Here is a 15,738-nt window from a genome sequence, read left to right as displayed (position 1 = left end):
CCGTTCGCGATTTCCGCACGGCTCGTGCCGAATTCCCTTCTTGTCGCAACACTCCCGCGGAGGGACATTCGAAGCTGACCACGGGAATCGATCGGCATGGACATCGCAACGATAGGCGTCGTCGGGCTCGGCAACATGGGCCGGGGCATGGCCGCGACGCTGGCCCGCAAGGGCTTCACGGTGCTGGGCTTCGACATCGCGGCCGACCGCCGGGCGGCGGTCGAGGCGGCGGGCGTCGCCTTCGTGCCCTCCCTGACGGAGGTGCTGCGCCGGGCCGACGCCCTGGTCTTCTCCCTGCCCTTCGCCAGGGACGTTGAGGCGGTCGTGATCGCCGAGGGCGGGCTCCTCGCCCGCAGCGACCGCAAGGTCGTGGTGATCGACACCTCGACCTCCGATCCCGGCACGACGCGCCGCCTCGCCGCGCGGCTGGCCGAGGCCGGGCACGCCCTCCTCGACGCCCCCGTCAGCGGCGGCCCGTCCGGCGCCGCCGAGGGGACCCTCACCATGATGGTCGGCGGCGCGGAGGAGGATTACGCCCTCGCCCGGCCGGTGCTGGAGACGATGTCGGCCCGCGCGCCGCATGTCGGCCCCTCGGGGGCGGGCAACATCGTCAAGCTCGTGAACAACCTCCTGGTCGCGGCCCATCTCGTCACCACGGGCGAGGCCCTGCGCCTGTCGCAGGCGGCGGGGCTCTCCGCCGAGGAGGCGGTGAAGGTCGTCAACACCGCCACCGGCCGCAGCGCCGTCAGCGAGGTGATGGTGCCCCGCTGGGTCGTGCCGGACACCTTCGACAGCGGCTTCTCCGCCGGGCTGATGCGCAAGGACGTGCGCCTCGCCCTCGAACTCGCCGCGCAGAGCGGCGTCGAACTGCCCCTCTCCGACGAGGTCGGGCGGATCTGGCGAGAGAGCCGCGTGAGCATCCCCGACACCGCCGATTTCACCCGCATGGCCGATTACCGCGCGAACGAGGGAGTCCTCTGATGTCCGCACCCACGCGCTCCGACGCCGCCGCCCGCGTCGCCGACCTCCTCGCCGACCTCCTGCCCGGCGGGAGGATCGGCAGCGTCGTGGCCGGCGAGGTGCTGGCCGGCACGGGCGAGGCCCTCGCCCTGGTCAACCCGGCCGATGGCGGCGTGCTCGCCCATTTCGCCGATGCCGGGCCCTCCGTCGTGGAGGCCGCCATGGCGGCGGCCCGCGAGGGCCAGCGCGCGTGGGGGGCGATGAGCGCCGCCGCGCGGGGCCGGGCGATGTGGGCCGTCGCCGCCCTGGTCCGCCGCCACGCCGAGGCCCTGGCCGAACTGGAGACCCTCTCGGCCGGCAAGCCGATCCGCGACACGCGCGGCGAGGTCGCCAAGGTCGCGGAGATGTTCGAGTACTATGCCGGCTGGTGCGACAAGCTCCACGGCGAGGTCATCCCGGTCCCGACCTCGCACCTGAACTACACCCGCCACGAGCCCTACGGCACCGTGGTGCAGATCACCCCCTGGAACGCACCGATCTTCACGGCGGGCTGGCAGATCGCCCCGGCGATCTGCGCCGGCAACGCGGTGGTGCTGAAGCCCTCCGAACTCACCCCCCTCACCTCCCTGGCCCTGGGCGTGCTCTGCGCCAAGGCCGAGGGGATGCCGCGCGGCCTCGTCTCGGTGCTGGCCGGCGCCGGCCCGACCACCGGCGCGGCGGCGGTCGCCCATGCCGACACCCGCCTCGTCGTCTTCGTCGGCTCGGCCGAGGCGGGGGCGCAGATCGCGGCGGCGGCGGCGCGCAACATCGTCCCGAGCGTCCTCGAACTCGGCGGCAAGTCCGCCAACATCGTCTTCGCCGACGCCGATCTCGGCCGCGCGCTGCTCGGCGCCCAGGCGGCGATCTTCGGCGGCGCCGGGCAGAGCTGCGTCGCGGGCTCGCGCCTCCTCGTCCACCGCTCGGTCCACGCGGATTTCGTGGCCCGCCTCGCTCATGCGGCCGGGCGCATCCCGGTCGGCGCCCCGACCGACCCGGCGACGCAGATCGGGCCGATCAACAACCGCCGCCAGCGGGACAAGATCGCCGGCATGGTCGAGGCCGCCGCGGCGGCGGGCGGGCGCATCGCGGCGGGCGGCGCCTGCCCGGACGCCCTGCGGGACACGGGCGGCTTCTATTACGGCCCGACCATCGTGGACGGGGTCGGCCCGGAGGCGGAGATCGCCCGCGAGGAGGTGTTCGGCCCGGTCCTCACCGTCCTGCCCTTCGACGACGAGGACGAGGCGGTGGCGCTCGCCAACGCGACCCCCTATGGGCTCGCGGGGGCGGTCTGGACCGGCGACATCGGGCGCGGGCACCGGGTCGCGGCCGCCGTGCGGGCGGGGACCTTCTGGGTCAACGGCTACAAGACGATCAACGTGGCCTCGCCCTTCGGCGGCTTCGGGCGCTCGGGCTTCGGGCGCTCCTCCGGCCGGGAGGCGCTGATGGCCTATACCCAGACGAAGAGCGTGTGGGTCGAGACGGCCGCGCAACCGGCGGTGGCCTTCGGCTACGTGGGATAATCGGGACGGACGGGGGAGACGGCGATGACGACGGACGTGCTGGCGGCGGGGACGAGGGCGCGGCCCGTCACGGGGGGCGGGAAGCTGCTGCTGTTCCTGCTGGCTCTCGTCATCGTCGTCATCGCGGAGGCGATCGGCAACGTCAGCATCCCGGTGGGGACGGGCAAGATCATCCTGCTCCCCCTCCTCTGGGCGCTGCTGCTGGGCGGGGCCATCGGCCTCCTGAGCCCCCGCCTGCCGCCGCCGCTGCGCCTCTCCGGCGCGATGCAGAACGCGGCCTCCGCCTATCTGCAGCCGGCGCTCCTGATCTTCATCGCCAAGCTCGGCCTGCTGGTGGGCGGCTCGCTGCCGAAGATCCTCGCCTCGGGCTGGGCGCTGGTCTTCCAGGAATTCGGCCACTTCTTCGGGACGATGGTGTTCGGCCTGCCGGTGGCGCTGCTGCTCGGCATCAAGCGCGAGGCCATCGGCGCGACCTTCTCGGTAGGCCGCGAGCCGAGCCTCGCCATCATCGGCGAGCGCTACGGCATGGATTCGCCGGAAGGGCGCGGCGTGCTGGCGGAATACCTCACCGGCACGGTGTTCGGGGCGGTGTTCATCGCCCTGCTGGCCGGGCTCATCACCAGCCTCGGGATCTTCAACCCCCTGGCGCTCGCCATGGGCGCCGGGGTCGGCTCCGGCAGCATGATGGCCGCCGCCTCCGGCGCCATCGCCGCGCAGCAGACGCCCGAGGTGGCCAAGGAGGTCGCGACCTTCGCGGCGGCGAGCAACCTCGTCACCACTACCATCGGCACGTATTTCACCCTGTTCCTGTCCCTGCCCTTCACGATCTGGGCCTACGGCAAGCTGGAGCCCATCCTCGGCCGCAACCGGCCCGACGCGGCCGGTCCCGCCCCGGCGGCCCTGGACGCGCCGGTCCACGAGGAGGCGCGGATCGGCCTGCCCGAGACGGTGCTCGCCTGGGTCCTGATCGGCGCCTACGGCCTCATCGGCAACTGGCTGACCTACGGCGTCGCGCCGGACCGGAATGTCGTCGCGGGCATGGCGATCATCGTCGGCGCGGTGCTGGCGGGCTACGGCCTGTACCTCGCCTGCGGCCGGAAGCTGCCCGCCGTGCTCTGGGTCTCGCTGATCGGCATGGCGCTCACCTATCCCGCCACGCCCTATGCGGCCGAGATCGCGGCCATGACGGGCAAGATCAACTTCCTCGCCCTGGCAACGCCGATCCTCACCTTCGCGGGCCTGTCGGTCGCCAAGGACGTGCCCGCCTTCCGCCGCCTCGGCTGGCGCATCGTCGTGGTCTCGTTCATGGCCAATGCCGGCACGTTCCTCGGCGCGACCCTGATCGCACAGTTCTTCCTGCACGCGCCTTTGGGGTAGCAAGGCGGGCGGGGGCGGCAACGGGAGTGACGGAATGAGCATCGCGGCGGACATCGTCGAGCGCATGGTGGCGTGGCGGCACGACCTCCACGCCCATCCCGAACTCGCCTTCCAGGAGACCCGCACGGCGGATCTCGTGGCGCGGGAACTGGCCGCCTGCGGCTACGCGGTGAAGACGGGCCTCGGCCGCACCGGGATCGTCGGGACGCTGAGCCGGGGCGCCGGCCCCGCCATCGGCCTGCGCGCCGACATGGACGCCCTGCCGATCCGCGAGGCCACCGGCCTGCCCTACGCCTCGACGACGCCCGGCGTGATGCATGCCTGCGGGCATGACGGCCACGTGGCGATGCTGCTCGGCGCGGCGCGCCACCTCGCGGCGCGGGACGACCTCGCGGGCACGGTCCACGTCATCTTCCAGCCGGCGGAGGAATGCGAGGGCGGCGGCCGGGCCATGGTGGAGGACGGGCTGTTCCGGGACTTCCCCTGCGAGGCGGTGTTCGGCCTGCACAATTGGCCGGGCCTGCCGGTCGGCACCTTCGCCACCCGCGTCGGGCCGATCATGGCCTCCCTCGACACGTTCGAGATCACGATCCACGGCTACGGCACCCATGCGGCCATGCCGGAGCGCGGCATCGACCCGCTCGTGGCGACGGCCGAGCTCGTCCTGGCCCTGCAGACGGTGGTGAGCCGCCGGATCGCCCCCACCGAGCCCACCGTGCTCAGCGTGACGCAGATCCATGGCGGCGAGGCCTACAACGTGATCCCCGACCGGGCGGTGATCCGGGGGACGGTGCGCTGCCTCGGCGAGGCGACGCGCCAGCGCATCGCCGGGCTTGTCGAGGCCCTGGCCAAGGGCGTCGCCGCGACCCACGGGGCGACGGCCGAGATCACCTACACGATCGGCTATCCGGCCACGATCAACGCCGCCGGCCCGGTGCGCCTCGCCCTCGACGCGGCCGGCGCCGTCGGCGGCCTCACGGACGTGAAGGACGAGATCGCCCCCTCCATGGGCTCGGAGGACTTCTCCTACATGCTCGGGGAATGCCCCGGCGCCTATGCCTGGATCGGGGCGGACGGGGCCGAGCCCGGCGTGCCGCTCCACAACCCGGCCTACAATTTCAACGACGCGGTGCTGCCCCTGGGCGCGGCGTATTGGGCCACCCTGGCGACGCGGTTCCTGCACCCGCGCTGATGCCGGATCGCGGCGCGGGCCTAGATGAGGCCCATGCCGCATCCGCTCCCCCTCACCCGCGACGCCGGGCTCGCCGCGCTCGCCGCCTTCCTCGACGGCCCCGGCGCGGACTACGCCGCCGCCCGCAACACGGATCGCGGGCGGGGCGAGACGCCCACGACCTCCGCGCTCTCGCCCTACCTGCGCCGCCGCCTCGTCACCGAGGAGGAGGTGGCGCGCGCCGCCCTCCACGCCTACGGCGACGAGGGCGCGGAGAAGTTCGTCTCGGAGGTGTTCTGGCGGACCTACTTCAAGGGCCATCTCGAAACCCATCCCGCCGCCTGGACCGGCTACCGCGAGGGGCGCGACGCTGCCCGCGCCCGCCTCGACGCCGAACCCGGCCTGCGGCGCATCCACGACCAAGCCATCGCCGGGGAGACGGGGATCGACGGGTTCGACGCCTGGGCGCGGCAGCTCGTGGAGGAGGGCTGGCTGCACAACCACACGCGGATGTGGTTCGCCTCGATCTGGATCTTCACCCTGCGTCTGCCCTGGGAGCTCGGGGCCGCCTTCTTCCTGGCGCATCTCCTCGATGGCGATCCCGCCAGCAACACCCTGTCCTGGCGCTGGGTCGCCGGCCTGCACACGCGGGGCAAGCACTACCTCGCCCGGCGCGACAACATCCGCCGCTACACGAGCGAGGGCTACGATCCCGACGGCCTCGATGAGGACGCCGACTCCCTGGACGAGGCGACGCCGCCCCGCGAGGTAACGCTCGCGCGGGCCGATGCCCCGCCCGCCGGGGAGGTCGCCCTGCTCCTGCACCTCGATGACCTGAACCCGGAGAGCCTGGATCTCGGCCCGGCCCGGGTGACGCGGGTGGGCGGCCTCGTCGTCCATGCCGAGGAGGCGGTGGCGCGGGTGCGCGAGGCCGACGCGGCGGCGATGGCCGACGCCCTCGCCCGCGCCGGGGCGCATTTCGGCTGCCCGGCCGCGCCCGTCTCCGAGGGGTGGGCGGAGGGTCTTCCGGTGGTGACGGCCTGGGCGCCGGTCGGCCCCTCGGCCGACGCCCTGCCGGCGGGCTGCCTGCGCCTTCGCCGCGACTGGGACGAGCGGGCGTGGCCGCGCGCGAACCGGGGCTATTCCCGCCTGCGCAGCGCCATTCCCACGATCCTGCACGGCTGACGGGGAGGTTCGGACGGATGGAGCGGATCGCGATCGTCGGCGCCGGGATGGCGGGCCTCGCTTGCGCGGAGGCCCTGCGCGAGCAGGGCTTGGCGGCATCCCTGTTCGACAAGGGCCGCAAGCCCGGCGGGCGGATGTCGAGCCGGTCGGGGGACAGCCCGGCCGGGCCGGTCGGGTTCGATCACGGCGCGCAATACATGACCGGGCGCGATCCCGCCTTCGTCGCCCGGCTGGCGGCCTGGCGGGAGGCGGGGATCGTGGCGCCCTGGCCCGCCGCCGGGGCGGATGCCTGGGTCGGGGTGCCGGCCATGAACGCGCCCCTCGTGGCGCTCGCCCGCGACCTGCCCGTGCGCTGGGAGACGCGGGTCGACGCCCTCGTCCGCGAGGAGGCCGGCTGGCGGCTGCGGGGCGACGGACTCGACGAGGGCGGGTTCTCGGCGGTGCTCACGGCGATCCCCGCCGAGCAGACGGGCCCCCTCCTCGCCGAGACCGCCCCCGCCCTCGCCGAGGTCGCGCGGGGCACGCCCTCCGCGCCGTGCTGGACGGCGATGGCCGCCTTCCCCGAACGGCTCGATGTCGCGGGGGACGTGCTGCGCACGGACGGCGCCATCGGCTGGGCGGCGCGCAATTCCGCCAAGCCCGGCCGCCCGGCCACCGAAGCCTGGGTGATCCAGGCGGGGCCGGACTGGTCCCGCGCCCATCTCGAGGAGGAGGCGGAGGCCGTGGCGCAAGCCCTGCTCGCAGCGTTCTTCGCCGCCGCCGGCCTCGCCCCGGTGGCGCCCGCTTTGCTGAAGGCCCATCGCTGGCGCTACGCGCGCTCCGGCGCCGCGCGGCGCGAGGTGCTGTGGGACCCGCGCGCGCGCCTCGGCGCCTGCGGCGACTGGCTCACCGGCCCCCGCGTCGAGAATGCGTGGCTCTCCGGCCGCCGCCTCGCGGAGGCCGTCAGGACCGGGTGAGGACGAGGCCCGGCAGGTTCAGGACGAGCTTGAGGCCGGTGTCGTCGTGCTCGCGCTCCACCGAGGCTTCGAGCTGGCGCAGCGACATCTCCACCAGCAGCGAGCCGAACCCCCGGCCGGGGCGCGGGCTGGCGACGCTGGTCACGCGCTCGATCCAGGTGAGGGTGAGCCCGTCCGGGACCCGCTCCCAGGTGACGGAGAGGGACCCGTCGTTGGAGCCGAGCGCCCCGTACTTCACGGAGTTCGTCGCCCATTCGTGCAGGATCATCGCCAGCGACGAGACGTGGCGCCAGTCGACGGCGACCAGCGGCCCGTCGATCGTCGTCGGGACGTGATCGCGGTAGGGCCTGAGCGTCGCGTTGATGAGCCCCGCGAGGTCGCTCATCCCCTGCGTGCCCGTGGGGTCGGCCAGCGAATGCGCGCGGCCGAGGGCGGAGATGCGGTCGCGCATGTCCGAAGCGAACACGCCGATCTCCTTGTGCGTGCGCGCGCCCGCCGAGATCATCCCGCCGATGATGGCGAAGAGGTTCTTCACCCGGTGGTTCATCTCCCGCAGCATCAGGTCGCGGGTCTCGGCCAAGGCGTATTCCGGCGACACGTCGATGCAGACGCCCACCACCCGCTTGCGGTCGCCGCTGCGGGTCAGGCGTCCGTAGCTGCGGATATGGCGGGAGGCGTGCTTGCCCGCCCGCACCCGCAGCCGCGCCTCGAACTCGTCGAGCCCGTGCGCGACCTCGCCCAAAGCCGTCTCCAGCGCCTCGCGGTCCTCGGGGAAGACGCGGGAGACCAGGGTCTCGGTGCCGTGCGGCGTGTCGGGGGCGAGGCCGAACATCCCCCCGGCCGTGCCGTCGAAGACGATGGTCGCGGAATCGGGGCTGTATTCCCACACGCCGATGCCGCCGGCCTTGACCGCGAGGTCGAGCCGTTCCCGCTCGGAGGCGAGCTGGAGCTCCAGCGCCAGGGCCTCGGTGATGTCGGTGAGGACCAGGGTGGCGCCGTCGATGCTGCCGTTCTGCTGCCGGTAGGGCAGCACGCGCAGCGACAGGGTGCGCGCGCCGTCGCGGGTGAGGATGCGGCGCTGGATCACCGTGCCGCCGGCGACGATCGCCTCGGCGTCGTGCAGGTAATCCTGCCCCGCGAGCCGGCTCGACACGTCGGCCAGCGGCCGCCCCCGGTCGCCCGGCTGGAGCGGGAAGATCGTGGTCGCCGCCGTGGTGAAGCTGCGCACGCGCAGGGCCCGGTCGAGGACGATGACCGCGAGGTCGGTCGATTCGAAGAAGTTGCGCAGGTCGGCGTTGGCGATGGTCAGCGCCTCGACCTTGGTCTTCAGCTCGTCGTTGACGGTGGAGAGCTCCTCGTTGGTCGATTGGAGCTCCTCGTTCATCGACATCATTTCTTCGTTGGAGCTCTTCAGCTCCTCGTTCGTCGTCTCCAGTTCCTCGACGGTCGAGCGCAGCTTGTAGCGGGTGCGCAGCAATTCCTCTTCCAGCGCTTCCACATGGTCGCCGCCGGTGTCCATCTCCATCAGGTCGAGGTCGCCCGCCGGCTTGAACGGGCCGATGTCGCGGATGATCAGCAGCATCGAGCCGTCCGGCAGGGGATCGCAGATCGCCTCCACCGTCTGGATGCCGTATTCCGACTGGACGTCGACGTCGCGCACCACCACGCGCTTGCGGGCGTCGCGGGTCTGGCGCAGCAGCGGGCCGATCACGTCGCGCAGGCCGGGCCGGGCCAGGGTGATGGCGCTGGTGCCGCCCGCGCGGCTCACGGGGAAGTCGAAGTAGCGGCTCAGCCGTCCGTAGGCACTGATGATGCCGCCATCCTCGTTCAGCACCATGCTCGGCGGGGCGTAGCGCTCCACCACCCGGCGCACGGCGACGGTCTCGTCGCCGATGGAGGGCTCGCGGCGCTCCGGGCGCTCGCCGCGCGGGACCTCGCCCCGGCGGGCGCTGCCGGGCAGGTCGATCGGGTATTTCGGGGCGCCGGGCGGGCGCTCGAACAGGCGGACATGCTGGTCGATGGCCGGGAAGAGCTGCTCGAACCGGCTCACGCTCTCGGAGGGGCCGAGGAACAAGTAGCCGCCGGGCCGCACCGCGTAGTGGAACAGCGGCACCACCGATTGCTGCAGCCGGTCATCGAAATAGATCAGCAGGTTGCGGCAGGAGAGAAGGTCCACCCGCGAGAAGGGCGGGTCCTTCACGAGGCTGTGGCTGGAGAAACGGATCAGGTCGCGGATCTCGGGCGCGATGGTGAAGCGCTCGGCATGGAGCACCACGTAGCGCTCGCGCAGATGGGCGGGGATGTCGGCGAGCGCGGCGGCCGGATAGGTCGCGTCGCGGGCGATCTGGAGCATCCGCTCGTCGATGTCGGTGGCGAAGATCTGCACCGCCGCCGGCCCATCCATCCGCCGGGCGGCGTCGGCGAACAGCATGGCGATGCTGTAGGCCTCCTCGCCGCTGGAGCAGCCGGGAATCCAGACGCGCAGGTCCTCGTCGGGGTTGCGGGTGCGCAGCAGGGGCTCGATCGCCCGCTCGCGCAGCACCTCGAACATCTCCGTGTCGCGGAAGAAGCGGGTGACGTTGATGAGGAGGTCGCGGAACAGCGCCTCGCACTCGTCCTTGTCGGCCCGGACGCGGGCGAGGTAGGCCCGGCCCGAATCGAGCCCGAGGACGTGCATCCGCCGCTCGACCCGGCGCACCAGGGTGGTGCGCTTGTAGCCCGCGAAATCGTGCCCCACGGCGGCGCGGATCACCCGGCAGAGGTCGTCCACGTGGTCGGCGACGAGGTCGGCCTGCTCGCCCGCGCCGTCGTGGCTGCGGCGGCGGAAGAAGGCGGCGAGGCAATCCACGATCTCGCCCGGCGGCTGGACGAAATCCACGAGCCCCGTGCCGACCGCCGAGAGCGGCATGCCGTCGTAGCGGGCGGAATCCGGCTGCTGCACCACGCAGACGCCGCCATGCTCCTTCACGGCGCGCAGGCCCGTCGTGCCGTCCGCCCCCGTCCCGGAGAGGATCACGCAGGCGGCGTTCGCCTGCTGGTCGACGGCGAGCGAGAGGAAGAAGTCGTCGATGGGCCGGCGCAGGCCGCGCGGCTGCACGAACTGCGTGAGTTCGAGCACCCCGTTCTGGATGGCGAGCCCCCGGCCCGGCGGGATGATGTAGACGCGGTCGCCCGCGATCCGCTCGCCGCCCTCGCACTGATGCACCGCCAGCTCGGTGTGGCGGTCGAGGAGCTGGGCCAGCATGCTCTCGTGGTTGGGGTCGAGGTGCTGGACGATGACGAAGGCCATGCCCGTCGGGAAGCGGGCACGGGCCAGCATCTCGCGCAGGGCTTCCAGGCCGCCGGCGGAGGCGCCGATCCCGACGACGGGGCCGGCGAACGGCACGGATTCGGCCTCCTCGGGACCGTCGTGGATTTCGGAGGCGCCCGCCCCGGCGTCGTCAAGGAAATCCTGGTGCATCGAGATCCGCGAGGGTGAGCTTCGCCTGCGCGACGGTGGCGACGGTGTTGGCGATGGTCATCAGCGACCCCTCGATGACCATGCCGCTTTCGGCCAAGGCCGGGCCGAGCCGGGAGAGGGTCCGTCCCAGTTCGCTATCGTAGGCGGAAAGTAGCTCCGGTTGCGAGCGACTGACATCGAATTGGGATGCGAAAAGAAAGCGCACCTCCCCCGAGAGAGCCGTCAGTTTCGACATGTAGAGGAGGTTGACGAAGGGCTTCCCGTCCTTGCGGAAATTGAGGATCGTGGTCCGCACCGAGGCCTGCCGCCCGGCCTCGAGGAAGCTGCGGATCTTGGCGCGCGGCTGCCGGTTCTCGGCGTCGCGCTGGAGCATCCGGCAGTTCCGGCCGATGACCTCGGCGTCGTCGTAGCCGGTGAGCGTGCGGAACGGCTGGTTGACGAGCAGCAGCGGGTTGTCCTCGGTCACGTCCGCCAGGGCGAGCGCGATGTGCGAGGCCTCGAAATACTGCCGGAGTTCGCCGGGAATGTCTTGGCTGGGCACGGCCGCTCCTCGATCGCCTCCGCTCGCGGGATCCGCGCAGGCGCCGCCCGAACAACCAGCGCGTGCAGGCGGAAGCCCGTCGCCTCATGCGGGCACGGGGCGGATATGGCAAGCATCGCCGCCTTGGCCAGGGCGGGCGGTCGATGCGCCACGGGCGGGGGCGGGCCGTCCCGTCAGGCGGTGAGGCGCAGGGGCTCGCCCCGGGGCCCCTCTGCGGCGAGGCGGGCGAGGAGGTCGCCGATCGGCATCGGGCGGCCGACGAGGTAGCCCTGGATGTAGCGGCAGCCGTGGCGGTGGGCCGCGTCGCGCTGGTCCTCCGTCTCGATCCCCTCCGCGATCCCGTCGAGGCCGAGGTTGCGGCACAGGCTGAGGATCGTGGCGATCACGCTCCCGCCGACCTCGGTGTCGGCGGCGGCCATGAAGCTGCGGTCGATCTTGATCTTGTCGAGGGGCAGGCGGTGGACGTAGCCGAGGCTCGAATAGCCGGTCCCGAAATCGTCGAGGGCGATCTTGATGCCCAGCGCCCGCAGGGCGACGATCGCGGTCTTGGCCTGCTCGAAGTCGCGCATCAGCGCGGTCTCGGTGAGTTCGAGGGTGAGCCGCCGGGGGTCGAGGCCGCCCTCGCGCACGGCGGCGATGATCGCGTCCACCGTCTCGGGGGTGGCGAGGTCATGCGCGGAGAGGTTGAAGGACAGGCCGATCCGGTGCGGCAGGCGGGCGGCGTCGGCGAGCGCCTTGCGCAGGAGCAGGAGCGTGACGGCGTGGATCATGCCGCAGCGCTCGGCGGCGGCCACGAAGCGGTCCGGCGGAACTGGCCCGAGGATGGGGCTCGTCCAGCGCGCCAGGGCCTCCACCAGGGTGATCGCCCCGGTCTCGGTGTCGAGGATCGGCTGGTAGTGCATCTGCATCTCGGCGGGCAGGTCGGCGGTGCGCAGGGCGGTCTCCACCGCCTGCTCGGCGCGGATCGCGTCCTCGTGGACCTGCGAGAACAGGGTCGTCCGGCCCCGGCGGTGCAGCTTGGAATGGTAGAGCGCGTAATCGGCGCGGTCGAACAGGGCCGCCGCCTCGCGGCCGGCGCTCGGGAACTTGGCGAGGCCGCAGGAGCATCCGGCCACCACCCGGATCTCCGCCAGCCGGATCGGCTCCTGCAGAGCCGCGCAGATCCGGTCGCAGAAGGCGATCACCGTCGCGGGCGCGGCCGGATCGCGGATGAGGACGCCGAACTCGTCGCCGCCGAGGCGGGCGAGGGTCACGCCGGGCCCCGCGAAGGCGGCGAGGCGCCGCCCGGTCTCGGCCAGAACCCGGTCGCCCGCCGTGTGACCGTAGGTGTCGTTGATCGGCTTGAACTGGTCGAGGTCGAAGATCGCCAGGGCGAAGCGCTTGTCCTCGGGGGCACAGGACCGGGTCAGGTCTTCGAGGTACTGGAAGAAGTAGCGCCGGTTCGGCAGGCCGGTGAGGCTGTCGGTATGGGCGAGGCGGGCATTCTCGTCGGAGAGCCGGCTCGCCTCGGCCTTCGAGGCGACGAGTTCCACGAAATCCCGGTAGTTGTTGGTGAGGATGCGCACCATCACCGCCGTCACGAAGGCGGTGTCGATGGCGACCGCCAGGAAGACGTCGTTCCCGCTCAACAGGCAGCAGACGAGGAAGATGCCGAGCACCGTGCCGGTGCTGACATAAGCGGCGGCCGGCAGGTGCGTCAGGCAGAAGGTGCAGGCGATGATGGTGACGTTGATGAAGAGCGCCACGTGGCATTGCTCGTAGGGGCCGCCATAGCCGAACAGGGCCACCGCCCAGACCACGAACACCGCCGAGAGGATGCCGGTCAGGCTCGTCGTGACGTTCAGTTGCCGGATCGCCTGCGCCTCGGTCAGCGTCTCCGGCCGGATCCGCCACCACGTCGTCGCCCGCACGATGCAGATGACGGCCGCGAACGCCGGGAAGACCAGGGTCAGGACGGCCGGGGCGACGCGCAGATGCGTGGCGGCGAGCGTCCAGGAATTGACGCAGAGCAGGCCGTAGAGGGTCGGGATCTGCTTGCGCAGCTCCGACACCTGCCGCGTGGCCGGCAGCGTCTCGGCGCGCCGGACGAGGAAGGCGGACAGCGGGTGGTGGAAACGAATTCGCCTGAACATTGCGCCCGCGCCGAAATGGTCGTTCGCAATGTGATCTCGATTAATTAATGTTCGCTTGCGCGATTCCGCGACATCGCATTGGAAGATATAGAATTTATCATTTCATCATCAATCTATCGCGCAAATGTGAGAATCCATAACTATCCATTCGCGGGATCGATCGGGCGGACTTGGGGTGATCTGGGACCGCCTTCGTGAAGACGGAGGGCCGCCCGCCCGGATCGGAGCATCCCGGCGGGCGTCGTGGTCAGAACCGGTAGGTGAGGCCCGCGCCGACGATCCAGGGATCGATGTCGACCCGGCCGCGCACCGCGCCGGCATTGAGCTTCACCTTGGTGTCGAGGAAGAGCTTCTTCACGTCGACGTTGAAGCCCCAATGCTGATCGATCATGTAGTCGAAGCCGACCTGAAGGGCGGGGGCGACGCTGCTCGTCAGCCGGAAGCTGGTGAAGGGACCGCGCTCCTTCTCGCCGAAGAAGACCGAATAGTTCACGCCCGCGCCGACATAGGGCTTGAACGCGCCGAACCCGTCGAAATGGTATTGCAGGGTGAGGGTCGGCGGCAGGATCCAGGTGGAGCCGATCTTCGTGCCCGCCAGCGTGCCCGCGCCCTCGATCCTGTGGCGGGTGACGCCGAGGATGAGTTCGGCGGCGAGGGTGCGGGTGAAGAAGTAGGAGATGTCGAGTTCGGGGATGACCGAATCGCTGATCGACACCTTCGCGCCGTTGAGCGGGGCACCGCCGGCACTGAGGCGCGCACCCGGATCCGGCAGCACGCCGAGCACCCGCACGCGCACCATCCAGGGCGACCATTCGGCGGGGACCGGGGCCGGCACGGGGGCGGCGGCGAAGCGGGGCAGGTCGGCCGCCTGGGCGGCGGGCGATCCGAGGGCGAGGGCGGCCGCGGCGAGGACGGCGATCCTTCTGGACATGGTTTCGGTCGTTCCGGGAATCGGGGACGGGAATGCCGGGCTGCCGGCCCGCCCAAGAAGACCCCCGGGGTGGAGCGCGTCCTTGATCGGGATCAAAAACAGATCACGCCGCGCGGCTGTGCAGCGCCGCCGCGGTGCCGAGATAGGCGTCGAACGCCGCCGCCACCGCGCGGACGAGGCCCCGCGCCGGGTCGGTGACGACGAGCCTGTCGCCCTCGCGCCGCACGAGCCCGTCCGCCACCAGGGCGGGCAGGCGGGGCAGGCCCGCGAGGAAGGGTTCGGCCGCGCGCCCCTGCGCCCGGCAGAGGGCACCGACATCGACCGCGCCGTCGCACATGATGCGCTCGATCAGGGCGGTGCGCAGGCGGTCGTCGGGGGTGAGGGCATGGCCCCGCACGGTGGCGAGTTCGCCGCGCGCGATGCGCTCGGCATAGGCCCGCAGGCCCGGCTCGTTCTGCACGAAGCCCTGCGGCAGCCGCCCGATGGACGAGGCGCCCAGGCCGAGGAGGAGATCGCACGGGTCGGTCGTATAGCCCTGGAAGTTGCGGCGCAGGCGCCCCTCCCCGTGGGCGACGGCCATGGCATCCTCCGGCAGGGCGTAATGGTCGAGGCCGATCCGCCGGTAGCCCGCCGCGACGAGCAGGTCCGCGATGGCCTCGGCCTGGGCGCGGCGGGCCTCCCCGTCCGGGAGGGCGGCCTCGTCGATGCGGCGCTGGTGCCGCTTGAAGCCGGGCACATGGGCGTAGCCGAACACGGAGAGCCGGTCCGGTTTCAGGGCGAGGCATTGCCATACCGTGTCGCGGCAACTCTCCACGTCCTGATGCGGCAGGCCGTAGATCAGGTCGAGGTTGATGCCGCCGATCCCGGCCTCGCGCAGGCCGATCACCGCCGCCTCGGTGACGGAAAAGCCCTGCCGGCGGCGGATCGCCTCCTGCACCGTCGGATCGAAGCTCTGCACCCCGAGGCTCGCCCGCGTCACGCCGGCCCGCCCCAGGGCCGCGATCATGGCCGGGGCGAGGGTGCGCGGGTCGATCTCGAGGGCGATCTCCGCATCGGGACTCACCAGGAACCGCGACCGCAGGGCGCCGACGAGACCCTCGAACGCCTCCGGCCGCATCACGGTCGGCGTGCCGCCGCCGACATGGATGTGCCCCACCGGCATCGCCCGTGGCAGGAGCCCGGCCACGAGGTCGATCTCCCGCCGGAGCAGGCCGACATACTCCGCGATCGGGGAATCGTGCCGGGTGATGGCGGTGTGGCACCCGCAATACCAGCACATCGACCGGCAGAACGGGACGTGGAGATAGAGCGACGCCCGCGTCCCCGGCTCCTGCGCCCTGAGCCAGGCGGCGTAGGTCCTGTCCCCGACGGCCCCGGTGAAATGCGGGCTCGCCGGGTAGCTCGTGTAGCGCGGCAGGCGCTCGTCCGCGTAGCGCGCCCGCACATCGTCCCGCATCGCGCGTCCC

At 72.1% G+C, this 15,738-nt stretch carries 11 protein-coding genes; 6 read left to right on the top strand and 5 right to left on the bottom strand.

What is annotated here, in order from left to right; genetic code table 11:
* Positions 1–96: 96 nt before the first annotated feature.
* The 6 genes from ACXJ1Y_RS06590 to ACXJ1Y_RS06565 are packed head-to-tail and all read left to right on the top strand — an operon-like array spanning position 97 to position 7,208.
* Positions 97–981, top strand: coding sequence for an NAD(P)-dependent oxidoreductase (locus ACXJ1Y_RS06590; RefSeq protein WP_463849308.1), 885 nt, complete (start codon positions 97–99; stop codon positions 979–981).
* Positions 981–2,519 (top strand): aldehyde dehydrogenase family protein, encoded by a 1,539-nt coding sequence (locus ACXJ1Y_RS06585; protein ID WP_463849307.1) that lies wholly within the window; start codon positions 981–983, stop codon positions 2,517–2,519. The genes ACXJ1Y_RS06590 and ACXJ1Y_RS06585 overlap by 1 nt, the downstream gene beginning before the upstream one ends.
* A 24-nt stretch (positions 2,520–2,543) precedes the next feature.
* Entirely contained in the window at positions 2,544–3,896 is a 1,353-nt protein-coding gene (locus ACXJ1Y_RS06580) for a DUF3100 domain-containing protein (RefSeq protein ID WP_463849306.1), read from the top strand.
* Positions 3,897–3,930: 34 nt separating this feature from the next.
* A complete protein-coding gene (locus tag ACXJ1Y_RS06575; RefSeq protein WP_463849305.1) occupies positions 3,931–5,088 on the top strand; it encodes a M20 aminoacylase family protein in 1,158 nt (385 codons plus the stop codon).
* A 33-nt stretch (positions 5,089–5,121) separates the two neighbouring features.
* Positions 5,122–6,252, top strand: a complete 1,131-nt coding sequence (locus ACXJ1Y_RS06570; RefSeq protein WP_463849304.1) for an FAD-binding domain-containing protein — start codon at positions 5,122–5,124, stop codon at positions 6,250–6,252.
* Positions 6,253–6,269: 17 nt separating this feature from the next.
* The gene (locus tag ACXJ1Y_RS06565; RefSeq protein ID WP_463849303.1) at positions 6,270–7,208 is read left to right on the top strand and encodes an NAD(P)/FAD-dependent oxidoreductase; all 939 of its coding nucleotides are present in this window, start codon (positions 6,270–6,272) and stop codon (positions 7,206–7,208) included.
* Here ACXJ1Y_RS06565 and ACXJ1Y_RS06560 read toward each other — a convergent pair.
* The 5 genes from ACXJ1Y_RS06560 to hemN form a co-directional block, all read right to left on the bottom strand.
* Positions 7,195–10,668 (bottom strand): CheR family methyltransferase, encoded by a 3,474-nt coding sequence (locus ACXJ1Y_RS06560; RefSeq protein ID WP_463849302.1) that lies wholly within the window; start codon positions 10,666–10,668, stop codon positions 7,195–7,197. The two genes, ACXJ1Y_RS06565 and ACXJ1Y_RS06560, sit on opposite strands and share 14 nt — an antisense overlap.
* Positions 10,649–11,209, bottom strand: a complete 561-nt coding sequence (locus ACXJ1Y_RS06555; RefSeq protein WP_463849301.1) for a PAS domain-containing protein — start codon at positions 11,207–11,209, stop codon at positions 10,649–10,651. The genes ACXJ1Y_RS06560 and ACXJ1Y_RS06555 overlap by 20 nt, the downstream gene beginning before the upstream one ends.
* Before the next feature lie 173 nt (positions 11,210–11,382).
* Positions 11,383–13,341, bottom strand: coding sequence for a putative bifunctional diguanylate cyclase/phosphodiesterase (locus tag ACXJ1Y_RS06550; protein ID WP_463849300.1), 1,959 nt, complete (start codon positions 13,339–13,341; stop codon positions 11,383–11,385).
* A gap of 247 nt (positions 13,342–13,588) precedes the next feature.
* Positions 13,589–14,272, bottom strand: coding sequence for an OmpW/AlkL family protein (locus ACXJ1Y_RS06545; protein ID WP_463849299.1), 684 nt, complete (start codon positions 14,270–14,272; stop codon positions 13,589–13,591).
* A 103-nt stretch (positions 14,273–14,375) separates the two neighbouring features.
* The gene (gene hemN / locus ACXJ1Y_RS06540; RefSeq protein WP_463849298.1) at positions 14,376–15,728 is read right to left on the bottom strand and encodes an oxygen-independent coproporphyrinogen III oxidase; all 1,353 of its coding nucleotides are present in this window, start codon (positions 15,726–15,728) and stop codon (positions 14,376–14,378) included.
* Positions 15,729–15,738 lie beyond the last annotated feature (10 nt).

It is taken from the genome of Methylobacterium sp. TK26 (assembly GCF_055361565.1).
This window is presented reverse-complemented; position numbering and strand designations above follow the sequence as displayed.

Bases quoted from the DNA above. Each gene is read 5' to 3' on its own strand.
- ACXJ1Y_RS06550 (WP_463849300.1), bottom strand. From the start codon at position 13,341: ATGTTCAGGCGAATTCGTTTCCACCACCCGCTGTCCGCCTTCCTCGTC.
- ACXJ1Y_RS06560 (WP_463849302.1), bottom strand. From the start codon at position 10,668: ATGCACCAGGATTTCCTTGACGACGCCGGGGCGGGCGCCTCCGAAATC.
- ACXJ1Y_RS06565 (WP_463849303.1), top strand. From the start codon at position 6,270: ATGGAGCGGATCGCGATCGTCGGCGCCGGGATGGCGGGCCTCGCTTGC.
- ACXJ1Y_RS06570 (WP_463849304.1), top strand. From the start codon at position 5,122: ATGCCGCATCCGCTCCCCCTCACCCGCGACGCCGGGCTCGCCGCGCTC.
- ACXJ1Y_RS06590 (WP_463849308.1), top strand. From the start codon at position 97: ATGGACATCGCAACGATAGGCGTCGTCGGGCTCGGCAACATGGGCCGG.
- ACXJ1Y_RS06575 (WP_463849305.1), top strand. From the start codon at position 3,931: ATGAGCATCGCGGCGGACATCGTCGAGCGCATGGTGGCGTGGCGGCAC.
- ACXJ1Y_RS06545 (WP_463849299.1), bottom strand. From the start codon at position 14,272: ATGTCCAGAAGGATCGCCGTCCTCGCCGCGGCCGCCCTCGCCCTCGGA.
- ACXJ1Y_RS06580 (WP_463849306.1), top strand. From the start codon at position 2,544: ATGACGACGGACGTGCTGGCGGCGGGGACGAGGGCGCGGCCCGTCACG.
- hemN (WP_463849298.1), bottom strand. From the start codon at position 15,728: ATGCGGGACGATGTGCGGGCGCGCTACGCGGACGAGCGCCTGCCGCGC.
- ACXJ1Y_RS06585 (WP_463849307.1), top strand. From the start codon at position 981: ATGTCCGCACCCACGCGCTCCGACGCCGCCGCCCGCGTCGCCGACCTC.